The 16576-nt window shown below is 60.8% G+C and carries 19 protein-coding genes, 1 other RNA gene and 1 pseudogene; 10 read left to right on the top strand and 11 right to left on the bottom strand.

All coding sequences use genetic code 11. From position 1 onward, the window contains the following. Positions 1–6: 6 nt before the first annotated feature. The 7 genes and pseudogenes from IPF49_08195 to IPF49_08165 all read right to left on the bottom strand — a co-directional run bounded on the left by IPF49_08195 (position 7) and on the right by IPF49_08165 (position 7753). Positions 7–1461 (bottom strand): DUF3375 domain-containing protein, encoded by a 1455-nt coding sequence (locus IPF49_08195; protein ID MBK6287591.1) that lies wholly within the window; start codon positions 1459–1461, stop codon positions 7–9. Positions 1462–1851: 390 nt separating this feature from the next. Beyond that, entirely contained in the window at positions 1852–2868 is a 1017-nt protein-coding gene (locus IPF49_08190; GenBank protein ID MBK6287590.1) for a nucleotidyl transferase AbiEii/AbiGii toxin family protein, read from the bottom strand. Continuing rightward, a pseudogene (locus tag IPF49_08185) lies at positions 2861–3480 on the bottom strand (type IV toxin-antitoxin system AbiEi family antitoxin domain-containing protein). Before IPF49_08185 ends, IPF49_08190 begins: the two are co-directional and overlap by 8 nt. Positions 3481–4006: 526 nt before the next feature. Then, a complete protein-coding gene (locus tag IPF49_08180; protein MBK6287589.1) occupies positions 4007–4915 on the bottom strand; it encodes a nucleotidyl transferase AbiEii/AbiGii toxin family protein in 909 nt (302 codons plus the stop codon). 8 nt (positions 4916–4923) lie between these two features. Next, the gene (locus tag IPF49_08175; GenBank protein MBK6287588.1) at positions 4924–5679 is read right to left on the bottom strand and encodes a type IV toxin-antitoxin system AbiEi family antitoxin; all 756 of its coding nucleotides are present in this window, start codon (positions 5677–5679) and stop codon (positions 4924–4926) included. Positions 5680–6195: 516 nt separating this feature from the next. Beyond that, a complete protein-coding gene (locus IPF49_08170; GenBank protein ID MBK6287587.1) occupies positions 6196–7503 on the bottom strand; it encodes a type II toxin-antitoxin system HipA family toxin in 1308 nt (435 codons plus the stop codon). Beyond that, complete coding sequence (locus IPF49_08165) at positions 7493–7753, bottom strand: helix-turn-helix transcriptional regulator (GenBank protein MBK6287586.1); 261 nt, start codon at positions 7751–7753, stop codon at positions 7493–7495. Before IPF49_08165 ends, IPF49_08170 begins: the two co-directional genes overlap by 11 nt. Before the next feature lie 379 nt (positions 7754–8132). Here IPF49_08165 and IPF49_08160 point away from each other — a divergent pair, with 379 nt between their 5' ends. From IPF49_08160 to IPF49_08140, 5 genes are all read left to right on the top strand, one after another. Next, on the top strand, positions 8133–8348 hold the full coding sequence (locus tag IPF49_08160) for a DNA-binding protein (GenBank protein ID MBK6287585.1): 216 nt from the start codon (positions 8133–8135) through the stop codon (positions 8346–8348). Between the two features lie 94 nt (positions 8349–8442). Then, positions 8443–8730 carry a hypothetical protein gene (locus tag IPF49_08155; GenBank protein ID MBK6287584.1) on the top strand — a complete coding sequence of 96 codons (288 nt, stop codon included), beginning with the start codon at positions 8443–8445 and terminating at the stop codon, positions 8728–8730. After that, complete coding sequence (locus IPF49_08150) at positions 8731–8967, top strand: hypothetical protein (GenBank protein ID MBK6287583.1); 237 nt, start codon at positions 8731–8733, stop codon at positions 8965–8967. 60 nt (positions 8968–9027) lie between these two features. Then, positions 9028–9300, top strand: coding sequence for a DUF1778 domain-containing protein (locus IPF49_08145; protein MBK6287582.1), 273 nt, complete (start codon positions 9028–9030; stop codon positions 9298–9300). Beyond that, on the top strand, positions 9297–9791 hold the full coding sequence (locus IPF49_08140) for a GNAT family N-acetyltransferase (GenBank protein ID MBK6287581.1): 495 nt from the start codon (positions 9297–9299) through the stop codon (positions 9789–9791). Before IPF49_08145 ends, IPF49_08140 begins: the two co-directional genes overlap by 4 nt. Positions 9792–10160: 369 nt before the next feature. On the opposite strand, the gene ssrA is transcribed toward IPF49_08140, so the two are convergent. Beyond that, positions 10161–10537, bottom strand: a transfer-messenger RNA (tmRNA) gene (ssrA, locus tag IPF49_08135). Between the two features lie 106 nt (positions 10538–10643). After that, positions 10644–11117, bottom strand: a complete 474-nt coding sequence (gene smpB / locus IPF49_08130) for an SsrA-binding protein SmpB (GenBank protein ID MBK6287580.1) — start codon at positions 11115–11117, stop codon at positions 10644–10646. Positions 11118–11236: 119 nt separating this feature from the next. Between smpB and IPF49_08125 the strand changes: the two genes are divergently transcribed. Together IPF49_08125 and IPF49_08120 are read left to right on the top strand one after the other, a co-directional pair. Further along, positions 11237–11674, top strand: a complete 438-nt coding sequence (locus tag IPF49_08125; GenBank protein MBK6287579.1) for a type II toxin-antitoxin system RatA family toxin — start codon at positions 11237–11239, stop codon at positions 11672–11674. Continuing rightward, entirely contained in the window at positions 11664–11969 is a 306-nt protein-coding gene (locus IPF49_08120) for an RnfH family protein (GenBank protein ID MBK6287578.1), read from the top strand. Before IPF49_08125 ends, IPF49_08120 begins: the two co-directional genes overlap by 11 nt. A 7-nt stretch (positions 11970–11976) precedes the next feature. Here IPF49_08120 and IPF49_08115 read toward each other — a convergent pair whose 3' ends face one another. Next, on the bottom strand, positions 11977–12366 hold the full coding sequence (locus tag IPF49_08115) for an outer membrane protein assembly factor BamE (GenBank protein MBK6287577.1): 390 nt from the start codon (positions 12364–12366) through the stop codon (positions 11977–11979). Positions 12367–12491: 125 nt separating this feature from the next. Here IPF49_08115 and fur point away from each other — a divergent pair, with 125 nt between their 5' ends. Next, a complete protein-coding gene (gene fur / locus IPF49_08110) occupies positions 12492–12911 on the top strand; it encodes a ferric iron uptake transcriptional regulator (protein ID MBK6287576.1) in 420 nt (139 codons plus the stop codon). 10 nt (positions 12912–12921) lie between these two features. Here fur and recN read toward each other — a convergent pair whose 3' ends face one another. Further along, positions 12922–14613 (bottom strand): DNA repair protein RecN, encoded by a 1692-nt coding sequence (gene recN, locus IPF49_08105; GenBank protein ID MBK6287575.1) that lies wholly within the window; start codon positions 14611–14613, stop codon positions 12922–12924. 109 nt (positions 14614–14722) lie between these two features. Between recN and hrcA the strand changes: the two genes are divergently transcribed. Both hrcA and grpE read left to right on the top strand, forming a co-directional pair. Beyond that, positions 14723–15769, top strand: coding sequence for a heat-inducible transcription repressor HrcA (gene hrcA / locus IPF49_08100; GenBank protein ID MBK6287574.1), 1047 nt, complete (start codon positions 14723–14725; stop codon positions 15767–15769). Positions 15770–15921: 152 nt separating this feature from the next. After that, a complete protein-coding gene (grpE, locus tag IPF49_08095; protein ID MBK6287573.1) occupies positions 15922–16479 on the top strand; it encodes a nucleotide exchange factor GrpE in 558 nt (185 codons plus the stop codon). Positions 16480–16576: the final 97 nt, after the last annotated feature.

The following is a 16576-nucleotide window of genomic DNA, read 5'->3' as shown; positions in this document are numbered from 1 at the left end:
TCGCGTTCAGCGCATGAAAATCACGCGCGGCAGACGTGCACCGCGGGTGACCTCCTGACCATCTGTTGTCATCGTCTGCCAGCGGATGAGCTCGGATGTTTCCTCATCCACCACGGCGCTGAAACTGTCGCTGCCCAGTTGCAGATAGGCCACCAACTCGGCCAGCCCCTGTTGCAAAGGCTGGCCGGCCACCAGTTCGCTCAGGCTGATCTGCGCCCGGTCCTGCAAGGCATGGCGGATGTGGCGGGTCAGGCGTGCCTTGTCCACTACCACCTGATCGAACAATGCCGAAGGGTCAATATCCTCATCACCTGCCAGCAGGGCGAGATCGGCAATCACCGGCTTGATGGCCGGGGTGAACAATGGGCGTTCCATCGCCAGTTCGATGTCGGCCTGCGCCTCGGCCATCTCCATCACGTTTCCGAGCGGTGGAGTGTCGCGCAGCGCCAGCGCCTTGCTCTCGATGCCGTGCAGGATGTCCATGATACGGCGGTTTTCCAGCCAGGCCTGATCATCAAGGAATCGGCGTAACTGCTGCGACAGGGCGGCAACCGTGCGCTGAGTGTGCTCGCCCGCTTCCATCCAGTCGTAATGCACACGACGCGTGCGGCTGTCAGGTTGCAGATCCGTCACCGCAGGCAGCGCCAGTACGCGATCCAGCAGTTCGGTCAATTCCTCCTGCCGACGGCTGGACAGCAAAAAGTCCCAGAAGGCGCGGAAACTCTTGCCCTGATCGGAATCGGCAATTGCATCGCGCTCGCCCATGATTTGCTCCAGCAGCGCCCCCTTGCTGCCTTCCCACAGGGCAATCCGCTCGCGCACGCGCCGGTCGAGCTGGCGGAAGTTGTGTTCCACCTCGCGGAAGTCGGTGAGCAACTCGCGCGCCCCCTGCATGAATTGCTGGAAGCGATCCTTCAGCGCCGTGTCATCCAGCAGCGGTACATCGCCCGCCAGCACCCGCGCAATCTCGGCGTCGATGTCATCGCGCTTTCTGTGCAGCTCCGCGATCCGCCTGGCCGGGTCTGCCTCGCTGCCTTCGCTCATCTGCTTGAGCAGATCGAACAGCGTCAACAACCGGGATTCGGTGCCGATGAACTGCCGCTCGCTGAGTTGCGCCAACCAGGCAATTGCCTTCTCTGTCGACGGAGTCAAATCGAACTGCGCCTCGTCCGTGCCGGGCTTGTAGAACTTGCGCAGCCAGCCCTTGTCGGGCGCGGCCCAGTCGTTCAGGTAATCCAGCGCCGGCTTGGGAAAGGCGGTTTCACCCAAGTGCAGGCGCAGTGCGTACAACTCGTCTTCCAGCGCCTCGGCCAGATCTGCTGCCGCCATCACTCGCACATTGGGTATCACAAAGATCCGATGCAGAAAGCTCGCCACCAGCGGCGCATGGTCCGAACACAGCAGCCGCCACGCGGGGTGGTGGGTGCGCAGGGTGTCGAGCGTGGCGAAGTCGAGGCTCATGTCGGTAGCGGCTCAATCCAGTCCGGCGGCAGCGGGCACGCCAGACATTGCCCAGCAAGTGCTGCCTGATGGATGTCCAGCGCAGGCGAGCCGCGTGGATGAAGTCGGGCAGGGGGTGTCAGCGCTCATTGTTCATTCCTCGAACAATTCAGAGTGTGTGCCTGCACGCACGAATATGACGGTGCTGCCGTCCAACCGGTAGGTTCAGCAGGAAGTCACTATCGACGAGGCTTCTTCGGTGGTCGGTACAGTCGCCCTTGCATGGGCGGTCCAGCCATTCGGGGGCCAGTTGCGCTGCATTGAAATTGACCCGCCCGTTTGGCTGGATTATGGCCTACGAGATCGGTCTTCCACCAGCCTAGCAGCAGAGCTTTAACAGCGATGCCTGCTTCAACCATCGCTGCACCCATTGATCGCTGTTTCCAGCGCGCGTAGACGATCGACGATGGCATCGAAGGTGGGTGGTTCGCCGATAAACATGCCAGCGCCGATCATGCGCTGGAATCCATCGCGGAGCGCCGCCAGCGCGGGATCTTTCGGAATGAGTCTGAGCTGCCCGGCCAAGCATGCGTCGTAGTTGGCGTAGCTCGCGTTGTAGAAGACCTTCCTGTGCTTGACGACATCCGCGAGCAGAGCGCGATCGGCCACAGCGGCTTGCCCATGGGCAAGATCGGCCAGCATGGCCAGGTCGTACCAGTGGCGTGACAGTTGTTCGGCGCCAGTACGGAACTCGTCGCGCTGACACTCGACGTGCATCAACGTTGCCTTCTCCCAGAAGGTACGTGCCGGGGACAGCACACTGACCTTCGAACGAGGGAAATCGAGTTCAGTGACATGTTCCGCGATGTCGGGCCGTACCTCATGCTCTTCGTTCGGCTCGGTGATGTTGCGGCCACCGAGCTCGATCAGGACGCTGTTGCCGACGTAGTCCCCCGGCGCCTCCAGCACGGTCGGGTAGTGCACACGCAGCTGCTCGCCGTCATCGCTGACTTCAAGCTGGAATGCGCCGACATCGAACTCGGCTGCCAGTGTCTTCTGGAAGTGCGGTGCCACAACGCCATGAGCATGGTCGTGCACGAAGGACTTGAGATCCTCGCTGAATTTCTTCAGCCGATTGCGCGAGACGCCATCGGCAAACGGATCGAAGGAGCCGTTCAAGCCACGGTAGTCGAGCGTGATGTCCACGTCCTCGGAAAAGCGTGCAATGGCTCCGAACACCTTGGAGAGTGATGTGCCGCCCTTGAAGGCCATTGGCAATCGGTCGGGCATGGTGAACACGGCCTGCAGCACCCGGCAGACCCAGACATCCTTTTCCAGTACTACGGGCGAGCGGGCAAGCTGCGGAGCCAGTGCCCGATAGATTTGGGACTGCTCTTGAGCTTTCAGGTGCAGGAAGGACTCAGGCATGAACGGACGTCCGCTCGTTCCGGAAGATGGCGTCGCTCATCCACGCAGGCATTGAGCTGGTGGCTGACTTCAGCACCTCGAACTCGCTCGATCCCAGCTTGCGCCGAATCTTCTCGACGAGAGCCGGCGTTACTTCCGTCTTGCCGAGGTACCACATTGCAGCAAGCGCGAGCCCGGCGGGTCGGCCTGCCAGGGCCAACTTGCGCTGACAGACATGCTGCAGACGGATCTCCATCTTGCCCACGCGGATGCGCTTCGACGGACCGGATGTCACGAATACCGACTGGGTCGGAACCTGTGTGGTTAGCTCAAGCCGACGCGCGGCTTCGGCGCCGTGGACCTGGACGACGGCCCCCGTGGTCTTGGCGACCGTCTCGGCCACCTTCAGCGGCGAGGGCTAACCTTGTCGACGAAACGGCTGACCTCGGGGAGCACAAAGACGCCGCGCGTCACACGCTCGATCGATCCTGCTTTGACGAGGCGGGAGAGGGTCTGATCGACGGACGCACGTGTGCCGCACTGCAGGAATGCCGTTGGGGTGAAAGGCTCCCCAATCGGCATCGCCTCGATGCGCTGGCGAATCAGCTCGGCAGTTTTGATCGGTATGTTCATGTATGAAAATATGTGCGAGTTTCTGACAAACTACAAGTGCGATAGCTCGCAGGGACAAGCTCGCGTCCCCTCCGGCAGCCAATACTGCAATCCGACCGCTTGATTAGTTCGCGCCTAACGCCTTGATCTGTATGGGGCTGACTTGTAGCCTTTGCGGACTTCGGGCTAGTTGCAGGGAGCGAGGTTGGCGCGGAGAATGGCCAGGAGAGAATGGATACCCCCAAATCGATTCGGTTGATTAACTGCCTGAAATCAAACCGATTTTATCTCTCCTCCGGCGCTCGCCACACGTCGAATCGCTCCAGCGCCTCGGTGCTGACCATCAGGTCGCGCTCTCGTCGAAGCCGTTCTATTGTGCGCTCCCGTTGGTCGTCAGATAAATCCTGCGCTCGGCGTTCGGCATCGACAAGCCGTGCGGGGTAGAGAGCCCGCACAGCATGATACGCGACCTCGGAACTGAAGGACTGTAGTACGAAGATCTGTATCAGGATCCTGAAAGGGTTCCAGACGGCCATTTGACATCAAGTCAGATACCGAGCACATCGCGCAGGCGCTCCACCGCTTTTCGGTGGCTGCGGGTACTCATTAGTCCAATGTTGTACAGCTTCCATTGGATCGCCGGCCATTGATCCAGACCTTCGAACGGCAAGAGCGACCAATCCGGTTCGCCGTGCTTGATTGACAGCAGAAACCGGCGCTCGTTTTCGGAGAGGGCGCTCGCGGCCCACTCGAAAAGCTGTGTCCTGGCGGCCTCGAGGTCTGCCAGTTCGACGGGCTCCTCTGTCATGCGAGCGAAGTGGTTGGCGAACAGACCCTCGATTGGTTTGAGGTTCGGCTGCAATAGCTCTGCAATCGGGCGCCGGTGACCGGCGAGGTAGGCAACAAACGCTTCCCGTATGGAATCCGGGATCGGTCCCGCTGCTTGAAGGTGCATGACATCGAAGAGGTCCCGCGGGTGCTGACGGTCCAGCGCCGCACAGAGCTTGCCGGCATAGAGATCCGGTGAGTCGAGGCGCTGGATCTCGACGAAGAGTTCGAAGGCTTCCTGCGCGGTCGAACACAGTTCGCTTGTGACCGGCGGTACCAGGCTGCCACGGATGACGACGCTCGGCTCCACCTTGATGCGCGCGCCGGCTTTATCGACGAGCAGCTTGGGCGCATCGCCTTCCACAAGTTGGACGTTTGTGCCTGGCACTGTCCGTTTGAGGCCTTCGGCGATCGTGGCGAGCTGGGAGCGGATGTCGGTGAGTGCCGTGTCGCGATCGGACGCTGGGAGATAGGTAAGGTCGATGTCGACCGAGAGTCTCGGCATGTCCCGAAGAAACAGGTTTATGGCAGTGCCGCCCTTGAGCGCGAAGTCGGGCGCGCTGGCGACTGCCGGCAAACAGCGAATCAGAAGTTCGACCTGAGTTCTGTAATTATCGTGCGCCGCCATTGATGGTCCTAAACCTGCGCAGGGTCGGCGACGACCAGATTGTATTTCTTGTCGAGGCGTCCTCCAGCGTGGATGGTGCGCCGGCCTGACCCGAAATCGACCTTCGACGGGTCGAGGTGTTTCAACCACGAATGACTCGCTCGCTCGGCGGCATGCATGAACAGCCGTTTGGTCTTCACCGAGGTGCAGCTATTCAGCAGCTGTTGTACGACTTGCGGGCGCAAAGACGTCAGCGATTCCATGACCTGGAATGCCTCTTCGTAGGATTGCCGTTGCGGCACGAGGTACATCATCTCGAAAGCCGCCTGCTCGAGTGTCGCGACCTCGAGGTCGACCTCGTCGACCGGAAGTGTGGACGTGGCCTTTTCGGTACCCGCGAAGACGCCAGTGGTCACGAGCGTCACCGGCCTGGACCAGGAGTGAGCCTCGAACCAGGCTGGCAACTTCGTGCCGGGATGTCCGAATAGGACAACCTCGCGTGCTCCAAACGCCAAGTAGTGCGTGTAGCCGCGCAGCTCAATCGCGGAGATTCCGCCGGGATGGACGGCGACGCCGAGCTGGGCTTGCAGCGCGTGGACTGCGCCGGCCCAGTCGACCGTTGCACCGGCCCGTTTATAGGCGCCGTGACCCAAGCGTTCCAGCCAACCGGACTGTACGTACTTGTCCGCAAGCCGGCGGTCGACGCCAAGGCTGCTCAGCCAACGCAGCGTGGCGACCGTTTCAGCGGGCCACTGCTGCAACAATTGATTTATTTTCGAGCCCATGCGACAACCAACAGGCGACGTAAACGCTCTAAGTTGAACTTACTGCTGAGATTAGCATGAAGTTCAGAAAAATTCTTAATTGTCGCCTTAAAGGCGACATTTAAGCATCAAAGCAATCTTGAAGGATTTATTCGGAAATTTGACGAGACTGAGTCAGTGAGCAGAGTGCGTGATTGCTGGGCTGAAGCGCGAGTAGTTGGGTTCCGCGATGGGGAATCACATCGAGCTAAAAACAAACGTCTGCGTAGTTCTAGGAATTGCACATAATTAATTGAAATTTAATGAAATTTGTGGTGGGGCAGCACCCCGCACCAAACGACTATTGAAAGTGCGCAATCGAAGCGCTGCGGGCCGCTGCGAACCATTGCGAACTCAATCGAAAAGCCTGCCGGATTGTAGACCTGCAAGCAGGTTTTCCGGCCAGTGTGGTCGCCGGGAACGGGTATCAAACTCGTCTGCTTGCCAGTGCCAGTTCAATTCCGAATCCGGGAATCGAACCCGCGTCCGCATGGTGGTTCAAACAGAGGGTTCGGTGGCCGCGTCATTTTCGGCGGCGGGGTCGGTGAGCCGCCGAATCGTCAGGGCGCAGCGTTGTTCAATCAAGGTATTGATTTGCTCGACTGCTGGATTGCCAGCAAAACTGTGTCCGGGGTCAGACTGGAGCTTGCGTGCCGTGGCGGGCAGTAACTTTGCCAACTCCAGAATTCGCCGTTTGGCCTGAGCCTTGGTAAAGCCTACACCTTCGGCGAACTGCTCCCAGTGACGCGCCTGGACTTCGCTGAACTTGTACTTGCTGCCGATTTTCATCGCCATCTTCTGCGTCAGTGTTGGATACACCGCCGTCGAGAGCGTGTCGTAAAACGGTGCCAGAACGGGGGCATTGCCTGACTTTTTACTCAAATACAGCAGAGAGAAATTCTTGGCGTGCGCATCATGATTGCCGATCAGCGCATTGAAGATCACGTAGTCGAGCAGTCGCAGGACTTGCGGCGCACTGGGGCGCGTCGCACTGCGCACCAGATCAAAACACTGCGCCAGATCCGGACCACCTTCATTCTGGTACTTCATTTCTGGCACCACGCCAAGTGCCTGGCAGAAGTCCTCTTGATGAAGCCGTTGCCGGTGCCCCTGGGCATCAATCAGTCTGTCGTAGCGCTCAACCAGCAGAAACGAGCGATCCAGCACAAAGTGAACTTTCGATTTCGCTGGCTTGAGTTGCATGGCCTCAGCCAGCGCCATGCAAAACCCTTCATTGATCACACTGTCTTCAACAGCGTGGATAGCGGGCTTAAAAATGTGGGAGCTGGGCGTGCCATTAAGGGGTAGCCCAATGCGGGCACCATCAAACACGACTGGCAGCTTGTCCTGGGCTCCCGCCAAAGAAAGTCGCAAACCGTCTTTGCCCGCCAGCATGGGGCGGCGCGGCAATTCATCCAGGATGGCAACGACCTCTTGGTCGCTTAGCCATTGAACGTCATCGTTGCGGGTTGGCACAGGCAAAGCCTGTCCGGGCTCCAGGAAGGTGACGGCCCCGGCACATTCGCCACCGATGTGGTCCAGCAGCGCAAAGTCGTTCTGACCGGAAACCTGGAACTGCTGCGCAATCAGGCGGCGCATCTGCCCTTCGGGCAGCAGACCAGCAAAAAAGGGACGCGTTTTGCGATCGTCGAACGGTTCCGCTTGCAGGGGCAGCGAGGCGGACAAGGCAACGGCAACTGGGCGCGACAGCCAATCGGGTGCGTAGCAAAAGTTTAGTCGGCCATCGACTAGAGCCAGCGTGCCGACGCGATCGGCAAAAAGCCAGACTTCCAGTTCATGCGCCATGGTTGCCGCCTTCACGTTGACCGTCGGCCACGGATGATGGCAACCCGCTCAACCGGACCTCTCCACCCAAGGCATCGATGACCCGCAGCACGTTTTCTAGTCGCAAGGTGGGCTTGCCTGCTTCAAGGTCGACAATGAAGCGCACACCCACCCCTGCCGCCAGTGCCAACTGAGGCTGTGTCAGCCCTAGCTGCTTGCGAGCGGCACGCAGTGCATCGCCGAGTTGTTGAGGTGATCGAATGGATGTCATGGCTTGCTCAGTTTCCCGTTCGGGAAATTATCAGTCACAACCGGACTATGTACAAGTAATATTTCCCGATCGGGAATGTTTGGTGCGGATAGAGAATGGTTCGACCTTTTATTTGCCGATCGGGAAAGAACGGCGGCTCTCGATTCCAAATTGACACCCATTTACACCCAATGTGGCGCGCTTTTCGGAACCGCGCCAATTTATGGCGCAGTTCGCCCGCCCCATGCCCGAACTGCGCCACTATCTTTTCTTTGCGGAGAATAACAACATCCATCTCCGCAAAATGTGCGGCGAATAGTTCGGTGCAACATATCGCTTGGCTCGCGCGCGGAACAGCGCCTTCATGGACTCCTGCCAACTCATTCGGAAGGAGACCAAAATGGAAGTCGTTCACCTCAACCAAAAACAACTGGCAGCGCGCTGGCGCCGCAGCGAGGCTTGCTTGGAACGCTGGCGTTGCGAGGGTATCAGTCCAAAGTTTATGAAGCTGACGGGCCGCGTCGTGTACCAGATGGTCGACATCGAAGCCTACGAGGAATCGTGCCTGCAGGTGTCGACCACCCAGCCCGCCGGAGTCGCAGCCAATGCCAGCTGAAGTCATTAGCCGATGGATCGATGCGTAGCCAGAAGGTGCGCAGATTCGAACTCAGGATGCGGCTCATCTCGTTCATCGCGACCAGGCGCCACGCGTGCTGGCCAATTTGACCAAGCATGGAAAGCTGATGCGTGTGACGCGCGGCTTTTATGTCGCCGTAAAAAACAGCCGATTGGGGCCAGTGTCACCGCCGGTCAATAAGATAGTCGACTCTCTCGCGAGCATCACCGGTCATGCCATCGTTCGTCATGGCGCGGTAGCGGCAAATGCTCTGGGGCTGACCACGCAGGTTCCTGTCCGACAGATCTACCTAACCGACGGCCGGGCGCGGACGCTCAATCTCGGCAAGCAAGTCATCGAAATCCGCCATGCTCCAGCGTGAATGTTGGTGTTGGGCGACTGCATTGCTGGTGATGTCGTCAGGGCTCTCGAATGGCTGGGCCCCGATCTTGCCGGACAGGCGATTGCGACGTTGCTGGGACGAATCGGGCAGGACGAATGGCAGGCGGTGTTCAGTGTCCAGAACCGCCTGCCCGTGTGGATGGCGACAGCGATCCAGCATGGCGTTGCAACGCCGACGATTTCCTCTCTATTAGCAGAGGATGAAGGGCTGTGTTGACAACAGCTACACACGCATCTATCATTTGTGTATCTGTTGAATATACATAAGGAGGCCGCCATGCGCGCCGCTGCCATCAATTTGCGTGCCTTGCCGGAGCAGCGAGATCTCATTGATCACGCTGCCGCTCTGCTGGGCAAAAACCGTTCGGACTTCATGCTGGAAGCCGCTTGCGAGCGTGCGCAGTCCGTGCTGCTCGACCAAGTGTTCTTCGGTCTGGATACGGAAAAATTCCAGCAGTTCACCGCCATGCTCGACGCGCCGCCGAGTGCCAATGCGGGTCTTGAGCGACTGATGGCCGTCAAGGCTCCGTGGGATAGCAATCCAACATGAGCTTGAATCTATCCGCGCCGCAGCCACTTGCGGCCGCGCACCTGTTGGGCGACTTCGAGAGCGGTGAGCCTACTCTGGATGAGTGGCTAAAACGCCGGGCGATGAACAACCAGCTCACCGGGGCCAGCCGGACTTTTGTGGTCGTTGATGAGGAAAATCGGGTGCGCGGCTTCTACGCCTTGGCCGCTGGTGCGGTCGCTCATCAAGTGGCGACCAGCTCGGTTCGCCGCAATATGCCCGACCCGGTACCCGTCATGGTGCTTGGCAGATTGGCGGTGGATCGGCGGGCGCAAGGCATCAAGCTGGGGGCTGCCATGCTGCAAGACGCGGTCAACCGCGCCATCACCGTATCGCAAAACACCGGTGTGCGCGCCTTGCTGGTTCATGCGATCCACGAACGCGCCAAGCAGTTCTATGTGCACTACGGTTTTCAGGAATCGCCACAGCATCCGATGACGCTGATGTTGCGCCTGAATAGCGTCAAGGCTTGATTGCTCCGACCGAGGGATGTTCCGTTTTGTCGGCAGTTATTGGTAAGTGCCGACGTTTTGCAACATGAAGGGGTTCGCGGCGGCCGTCATGGGCCGAATTGAAAGTCCGCAGTCCACAAGCGCGGACTGATCAAGCGGGTTGTTCAAAATCAACAACCTACCGTCAGCCCGTGCGGACTATTTCGAACTCCTGCGGGTTCCTGCGGAAAGAATCGAACGATTTCTGGGTATGGGTGGGGTGGAACCCTGCGCCAAACCTATGTAACTCAGCGCCTTAGAACCGCCTCCGCAGGAACCCCCAACAACACGCGGGAACCGGAGCGATCAGGCAAGAAAAAACCCCAACCGAGAACGGTAGGGTTTTGTTATTGGTGGAGGCGGCGGGAGTTGAACCCGCGTCCGTCAGTCCTCCGCCCTCAGCTCTACATGCTTAGTCAGGTCTACTTTTTTTAACCGCTCGCTGCCCGGCCGACAGGGCGTGCGATTGGCGATTCCGGTGTTTTTTAGCGCATCCATCCCGGACAAACTTCAGCGCGATCCTGCGAGATATGACGCCTGAGTGCTCCGAAGAGCCCGGACGCGCAGGCACGGCTCCGGTCAGACGGCACCCTACTGGGGTTTAAGCAGCGAGTGCGTAGTTGTCGTCGTTGGCAACTATAGGTTTGCAACTTTGGATTAACGAGACTAGTTGCCGTCTCGGCATGCACATCGGGTTTTGTAACCGGCGTCGAATCCAAAACGCCCCCAGAACCTGAGCCGGTATCCTAACATGACACCGGCGCAGTCTCTGACAGCTTGATCGGCAGAAGTTCACAGATGTCCGGCAGCGGCGCGCATACTCACGTGCTCCTATCAGGCGTGGCGCGAGAGACGCTGCTTCTGGCGTGCCCAGTCGCGGTCCTTCTCTGTGGCACGCTTGTCGTGCTGTTTCTTGCCCTTGGCGAGCGCGATCTCGCATTTGACCAGGTGCCTGCTCCAGTACAGCGAGGTACAAATCGCGGTGTAGCCTTCCTGCTGCACGCCATCGAACAGCCGCCCCAGTTCACGCTGGTTCAGCAGCAGCTTGCGGGTGCGGTCGGGGCTGGAAACGAAATGGGTGCTGGCACTTGGCAGCGGTTCGATGCGCGCGCCCAGCAGCCAGGCCTGGCCGTCCTTGAGCAGCACGTAGGAATCGACCAGCTGGGCGCGGCCCGCGCGCAGGCTCTTTACTTCCCACCCTTCGAGCACCAGGCCGGCTTCGAAGCGCTCCTCGACGAAGTAGTCGAAACCCGCCTTGCGATTGCGCGCGATCGTGCCGCCGTCCGCTGATCGTTTCTTGCCGCTCATGAGATGCCGGGGCCGTTGTAAGGGCCGCGGATTCTAGCATGCGTGCCGTGACAGCCGGTGTCGCCGGATCCGTGTTCGGGTATATTGCGCCGCGAAACCAGTCTGGCGTCCGCAACCCGATGATTACCGAGATCAACCGCAGCGCGTTGCTGCTCTACCCGGCGCACTCCATGTTTGCGCTGGTAAATGACATCGAGTCCTACCCGAAATTCATGCACGGCTGTGTCGGCGCCGAGGTACTGAGCAGCAGCGAGGGCTGCATCGAGGCGCGGCTGCACCTGGCGCGAGCGGGCATTCGCCAGAGCTTCACCACCCGTAACCGGATTACGGCGCCGGCTCATATCACCATGGAACTCGTGGAGGGGCCGTTCGAAACGTTTGAAGGGCGCTGGGGATTCGATTCGCTGCGCGATGATGCCTGCAAGGTGAGTCTGCGCCTGGCGTTCAGGATGAACAATTCGCTGGCCAGCAGGGCCGCACGCAAGCTGTTCGACTCCATGGCCAACAACCTGGTCGATGCGCTGTGCCGTCGCGCGCGTGATGTCTATGGCGGATGAAATCGCAGTCGAGGTGGTATTTGCACTGCCCGAACGACAACGCATCATTGCCTTGATGGTGCCTGCCGGCTGCACGGCCTTCGAGGCGGCAGTGCGTTCCGGTATTGCGGATGTATTCGCGGGGCCGGTACTGGAACAGGCAACAATGGGCATATTCGGCAAGTTGCTTGCCGAGCCATGCCGCCATGTGCTGGCGGCGGGAGACCGGGTTGAAATCTATCGCCCGCTGGAGGCCAATCCCAGGCAAGCGCGCAAGGCTCGTGCAAAACAGCTTGCCGCGCGGCCCTCGGGCTGAGCCGAGTTCACTGGTCTTCTTCGTTTTCCCGGTTTTCGGCCGGCGCGACGCTGGGCGCCTGCGAGGGTGCGTAATCACCGCTGATGCGCACCAGCACATCCTTGTCGAAAAACAGGCTGAGATTCTCCTGGGTACGTGGGCTGCCCTTGATCTCCATGCTGTGCAGATAATCCCAGCGCTCCTGGTTGAAGGTATCGACTACCAGTGGTGTGCCCATCACGAAACGTACCTGTCGCTTGGTCATGCCGGGTTGCAGTTGATCGACCATTTCCTGGGTGATCACATTGCCTTGCGGGATATCGATACGATAGACGCCGGGGAAGCCGAGCCGAATGCCGCCAATGCTGCAACCGCCCATCAGCAGGCAGATGAGAATAAGAATGGCTTTTCTTTGCATTGAAAAATGTGTTCCAGTATCTTGAGTCGTGTTTGCGCGGGCGCGATCATTCTCCCATAGCCGCCGGGTGCTTTGCATCCTTTACCCCGGCGTGGAGTCCGCTATTGATCGGGAGTGGTGAAACCATGGAAGACTCTGAACTCAAGAAAGCCGGGTTGAAGGTCACCCTGCCGCGGCTCAAGATATTGCAGATTCTCGAGTCGCAGCCTGCCGAAAATCAGCATATGAGTGCCGAGGATGTCTATCGGGCATTGCTCGAGGCTGACGAGGACGTGGGTCTCGCAACGGTGTACCGGGTACTCACCCAGTTCGAGACTGCGGGCCTGGTCGAGCGTCACAACTTCGAGGGCGGCCACGCCGTATTCGAACTCGATCGTGGCGATCACCATGATCATATGGTGTGTGTCGACAGCGGGCGGGTGGTTGAATTCTGCGATCCGGATATCGAGAGACTGCAACGCGCGATCGCGGCGAAGGCAGGCTACCGCCTGATCGGCCACAGCCTGGTACTCTACGTGAAGGAAAAGCGTCCCGAGAACTCCTGAGCCTTCGCAGTCAGCTGGCCAGCAGCGCCTCGCTGCGCGCGGTGTCGAGCATCTCGCGGGCGTGCGCCCGGGTCTTTCCGGTAATGGTCTTTCCCCCGAGCATGCGCGCCAGCTCCTCGACCCTTTGCTTTTCATCCAGGGTCTCCAGCGCCGCGCTGGTTTCCTCCGTGCGGCTGCTCTTGCTGGCGCGCATATGATGCGCTCCGCGTGCCGCCACCTGCGGCAGATGGGTCACGCAAAGCACCTGGATACGCTCGCCGAGTGACTGCAACAGGCTGCCGACCGCGTCCGCGGTCGCCCCGCCGATGCCCACATCGACTTCATCGAATATCACCGTTGGTGTCGTGGCGCGGCTCGCGGTGATCACCTGGATTGCGAGACTGATGCGCGAGAGTTCGCCGCCGGAGGCGATACGCGCCAGCGGTTCAGGCTTCGCGCCGGGGTTGGTGGCGACCAGGAACTCGAGTTGTTCGGCACCCTGCGGCGAAGGCATCTCCAGCGTCTGCGCCTTGATCGAGACTTCGAAATGACAGCTCGCCATGCCGAGAAACGCGAGTTGTTCGCGCACCCGCTGCGCGATATCGCCGGCGGTGATCGCGCGTGCCCGGCTCAGATCGCCCGCCAGCGCCGACCAGCGCTGCCGGAGTGCCAGCAAGCGCACCTCGAGCTCCGCGATGCGTGCATCCGAGACCTCGATGCCGCTTGCTTCCTCGCCAAGGCGCGCCCGCAGCAGGGGCAGTTCCTCGGCTGCTATACGATGCTTGCGCGCGGTCTGGTAGATCGCGCTGAGGCGAGCTTCGACCTCGGCAAGACGCTCCGGGTTGATCTCGATGTCATCGCCAATCGATTGCAGCTCGCGCCGCGCTTCATCGACCTGAATGGAGGCGGACTCTAGCAGCTGCAGCGCGGTGCGCCCGCGCTCGCCGAGGGCATCGAGATCCGCGGCGATCGTGGTTGCGCGGCGCAGTGCCGGCAGCGCGCCACCGCGTTCCTCGTCCTCGCACAGGGTCAGCACGGTCGCAATCTGTTCGGTCAGCTCGCCTGCCCCGGCAAGCATTCGCTGCTGCTGCTCGAGCTGTTCGATCTCTCCGTCGGCGAGCGCGAGCTCCTGCAGTTCGCCGAGTTGATAGCGCAGCAATTGTTGCCGGTCCTTACGCTCGCTGGCGCTGGCGCGCAACTGCTCCAGCTCGTCGCGACAGTCGCGCCACTCGGTACAGGCCGCACGCATGCGATCGGCAAGCTCGTTGTGGCCACCGTATTCATCGAGCAGGCGCGCGTGGTTGGCGCGCGTCAGCAACGAGTGATGTTCGTGCTGGCCGTGCATGTCGACCAGTTGATCACCGAGCACCTTCAGATCCGCGAGCGTTGCGCTCTGGCCGTTGATCCAGGCCCGGCTGCGCCCGTCGCGGGTCACGACGCGGCGCAACTGGCAATCACCGTCCTGGTCGAGCGCGCGTTCGCACAGCCAGGCTTGCGCCTCGGGCGTGTCATCTATGTCGAACACCGCGCTGACTTCGAGCCGCTCCGCACCGGCACGCAATGCCCGGCCGTCGGCGCGGTTGCCGAGCGCGAGCCCCAGTGCATCGAGCACGATCGACTTGCCCGCGCCGGTTTCCCCGGTGATCACGGTCAGGCCGCTGTCGATATCCAGGTCGAGATGCTCGATCAGCGTGTAGTTACGGATGGAGAGGTTGCGCAGCATGGCGCGATTTATACCGCAACGCGGGGCCGCGCGTCACGGGTATTCCTGATCCCAAGGCTGCCGGTGCTAGAATCGGCACAGCAACGGGAGGGGTACCCACCGCAAGCGCATGAACGGCAACGCAATCACCGAGCGCCAGCAACAACTGCTGCGCACCCTGGTGGGTCTGTATATCCGGGAAGGGCAGCCGGTGGGTTCGCGCACCCTGGTGCAGGAGAGCGGAATCGCCGTCAGCCCGGCCACGGTGCGTTCGATCATGGCCGATCTCGAGGAGCGCGGCTTCGTAACGACCCCCCACACTTCGGCCGGACGGGTGCCGACCTCCAAGGGCTACCGCCTGTTCATCGACACCCTGATCACGATGAAACCGCTGCTCGGCGTGGAGCTGCAGGTGCTCCGGGCGCAGCTCGATCCCGACAAGTCGACCACCGAGCTGCTGGCCGCCACCAGTAACCTGTTGTCCCTGATCACGCACCAGGCCGGGCTGGTCACGATGCCGCGCCAGGAAGACGTAAGCCTGCGTCATGTCGAATTCCTGCCCCTGGCCGGTTGCCGGGTGCTGGTGATCCTGGTGCTGAACGAGAAAGAAGTGCAGAACCGCATCATCCATACCGAGCGCGAGTACGACGAGATCGAGCTGCGGACCGCCTCGAATTACGTCAACAGCCGCTTTGCCGGGCTGGGGCTGGGGCGTATTCGCGAGGATTTGCTCGCCGCGATGCGCGATACGCGAAATACCATCGATGCCCTGCTCGAGACAGCGATGAACCTTGCCAGCCGTGCGCTGGTGTCCGGCGAAAAGGAAAAGGAAGGCGGCTACGTGGTTGCCGGCCAGGCACATCTGCTCGACAGCGCCTCCACCGAGAACATGGCTCGCCTGCGGGAATTGTTCGAAGCGTTCCAGCAGCAGAAAGACATCCTGCACCTGATGGAGCGCAGTGCACGCGCCGACGGGGTGCAGATCTTTGTCGGCGAAGAGGCCGGTTTCGGCCCGCTGGTCGATTTCAGCCTGGTCGCAGCACCCTACCAGAATGCCGGGCGCACCATCGGCGTGCTCGGCGTCATCGGTCCGACCCGGATGGCCTACGATCGCGTGATCCCGGTGGTCGATGTTACCGCCCGCATGCTCAGCGCCGCGCTGCGTGGTGCGAGCTGAGCCGCCGGAGCCCCGGGGCGCGCACCCGGACCAGCTGCATGACACCGGCACGGAAGGAATCGCGGCAATATCGCCGGGACTATTGAAATCGACCTCCTCCGCCCCCATTTCTGCCGGACAACGCATTTGGCCGGCTGACCAGGGGGGTAAAGGTGGCGGAGGAAGTACAGGCTCTCGATAACGGGAAGGACTTGCCGGAGGCGGGCGAGGCCGCCCCGGAGCAGGATCTGAACGCCGAGCTCGGCGCGTTGCGCGAGCAGCTCGCCAGCAGCGAAGACCGCGCCCTGCGGGTACAGGCCGAGGCGCAAAACATGATCCGGCGCGCCGAGCGTGATGTCGAAAGCGCACGCAAATTCGCGCTCGAGCGTTTTGCCGTGGCATTGTTGCCGGTCATCGACAACCTGGAGCGGGCGATCGCGGCGATCGGTGAACCGAACGAGGCGACCCGCGCGCTCGCCGAAGGCGTGCAACTCACCTATCGCGGCTTTCTCGATGTGCTGCAAAAGTTCGATGTCGTGGAGGTCGACCCCGCCGGCCAGCCCTTCGACCCCGAAAAACACCAGGCGATGACCATGGTCGAGAGCGCCGACGCGTCGCCGAACTCGGTGGTGGCGGTAATGCAGAAAGGCTACACCCTGAACGGGCGGCTGCTGCGACCGGCGATGGTGGTGGTGGCCAAACCGGCCGCGACAATCGACGAAACGGTCTAGCGGACTTGAAATGGCCCGTTGCGGGCCAAATATAGTGTGTCAGTTGGATAATTCCTGCGCGTCGGCTACTGTAGCCGGTTCGCGCGACGGGCAAACG

This window comes from Gammaproteobacteria bacterium, assembly GCA_016705365.1.
Classification (GTDB): Bacteria; Pseudomonadota; Gammaproteobacteria; order Pseudomonadales; family UBA5518; genus UBA5518.
This window is presented reverse-complemented; position numbering and strand designations above follow the sequence as displayed.

Excerpts from the sequence above, each read along its gene's own strand:
- IPF49_08165 (MBK6287586.1), bottom strand. The coding sequence starts at position 7,753 with ATGACATCCATTCGATCACCTCAACAACTCGGCGATGCACTGCGTGCC.
- smpB (MBK6287580.1), bottom strand. The coding sequence starts at position 11,117 with ATGAGCGGCAAGAAACGATCAGCGGACGGCGGCACGATCGCGCGCAAT.
- recN (MBK6287575.1), bottom strand. The coding sequence starts at position 14,613 with ATGCTGCGCAACCTCTCCATCCGTAACTACACGCTGATCGAGCATCTC.
- IPF49_08160 (MBK6287585.1), top strand. The coding sequence starts at position 8,133 with ATGGAAGTCGTTCACCTCAACCAAAAACAACTGGCAGCGCGCTGGCGC.
- IPF49_08170 (MBK6287587.1), bottom strand. The coding sequence starts at position 7,503 with ATGGCGCATGAACTGGAAGTCTGGCTTTTTGCCGATCGCGTCGGCACG.
- IPF49_08175 (MBK6287588.1), bottom strand. The coding sequence starts at position 5,679 with ATGGGCTCGAAAATAAATCAATTGTTGCAGCAGTGGCCCGCTGAAACG.
- IPF49_08115 (MBK6287577.1), bottom strand. The coding sequence starts at position 12,366 with ATGCAAAGAAAAGCCATTCTTATTCTCATCTGCCTGCTGATGGGCGGT.
- IPF49_08125 (MBK6287579.1), top strand. The coding sequence starts at position 11,237 with ATGATTACCGAGATCAACCGCAGCGCGTTGCTGCTCTACCCGGCGCAC.
- IPF49_08190 (MBK6287590.1), bottom strand. The coding sequence starts at position 2,868 with ATGCCTGAGTCCTTCCTGCACCTGAAAGCTCAAGAGCAGTCCCAAATC.
- IPF49_08180 (MBK6287589.1), bottom strand. The coding sequence starts at position 4,915 with ATGGCGGCGCACGATAATTACAGAACTCAGGTCGAACTTCTGATTCGC.
- IPF49_08140 (MBK6287581.1), top strand. The coding sequence starts at position 9,297 with ATGAGCTTGAATCTATCCGCGCCGCAGCCACTTGCGGCCGCGCACCTG.
- fur (MBK6287576.1), top strand. The coding sequence starts at position 12,492 with ATGGAAGACTCTGAACTCAAGAAAGCCGGGTTGAAGGTCACCCTGCCG.
- IPF49_08120 (MBK6287578.1), top strand. The coding sequence starts at position 11,664 with ATGGCGGATGAAATCGCAGTCGAGGTGGTATTTGCACTGCCCGAACGA.
- hrcA (MBK6287574.1), top strand. The coding sequence starts at position 14,723 with ATGAACGGCAACGCAATCACCGAGCGCCAGCAACAACTGCTGCGCACC.
- IPF49_08195 (MBK6287591.1), bottom strand. The coding sequence starts at position 1,461 with ATGAGCCTCGACTTCGCCACGCTCGACACCCTGCGCACCCACCACCCC.
- IPF49_08145 (MBK6287582.1), top strand. The coding sequence starts at position 9,028 with ATGCGCGCCGCTGCCATCAATTTGCGTGCCTTGCCGGAGCAGCGAGAT.
- IPF49_08150 (MBK6287583.1), top strand. The coding sequence starts at position 8,731 with ATGTTGGTGTTGGGCGACTGCATTGCTGGTGATGTCGTCAGGGCTCTC.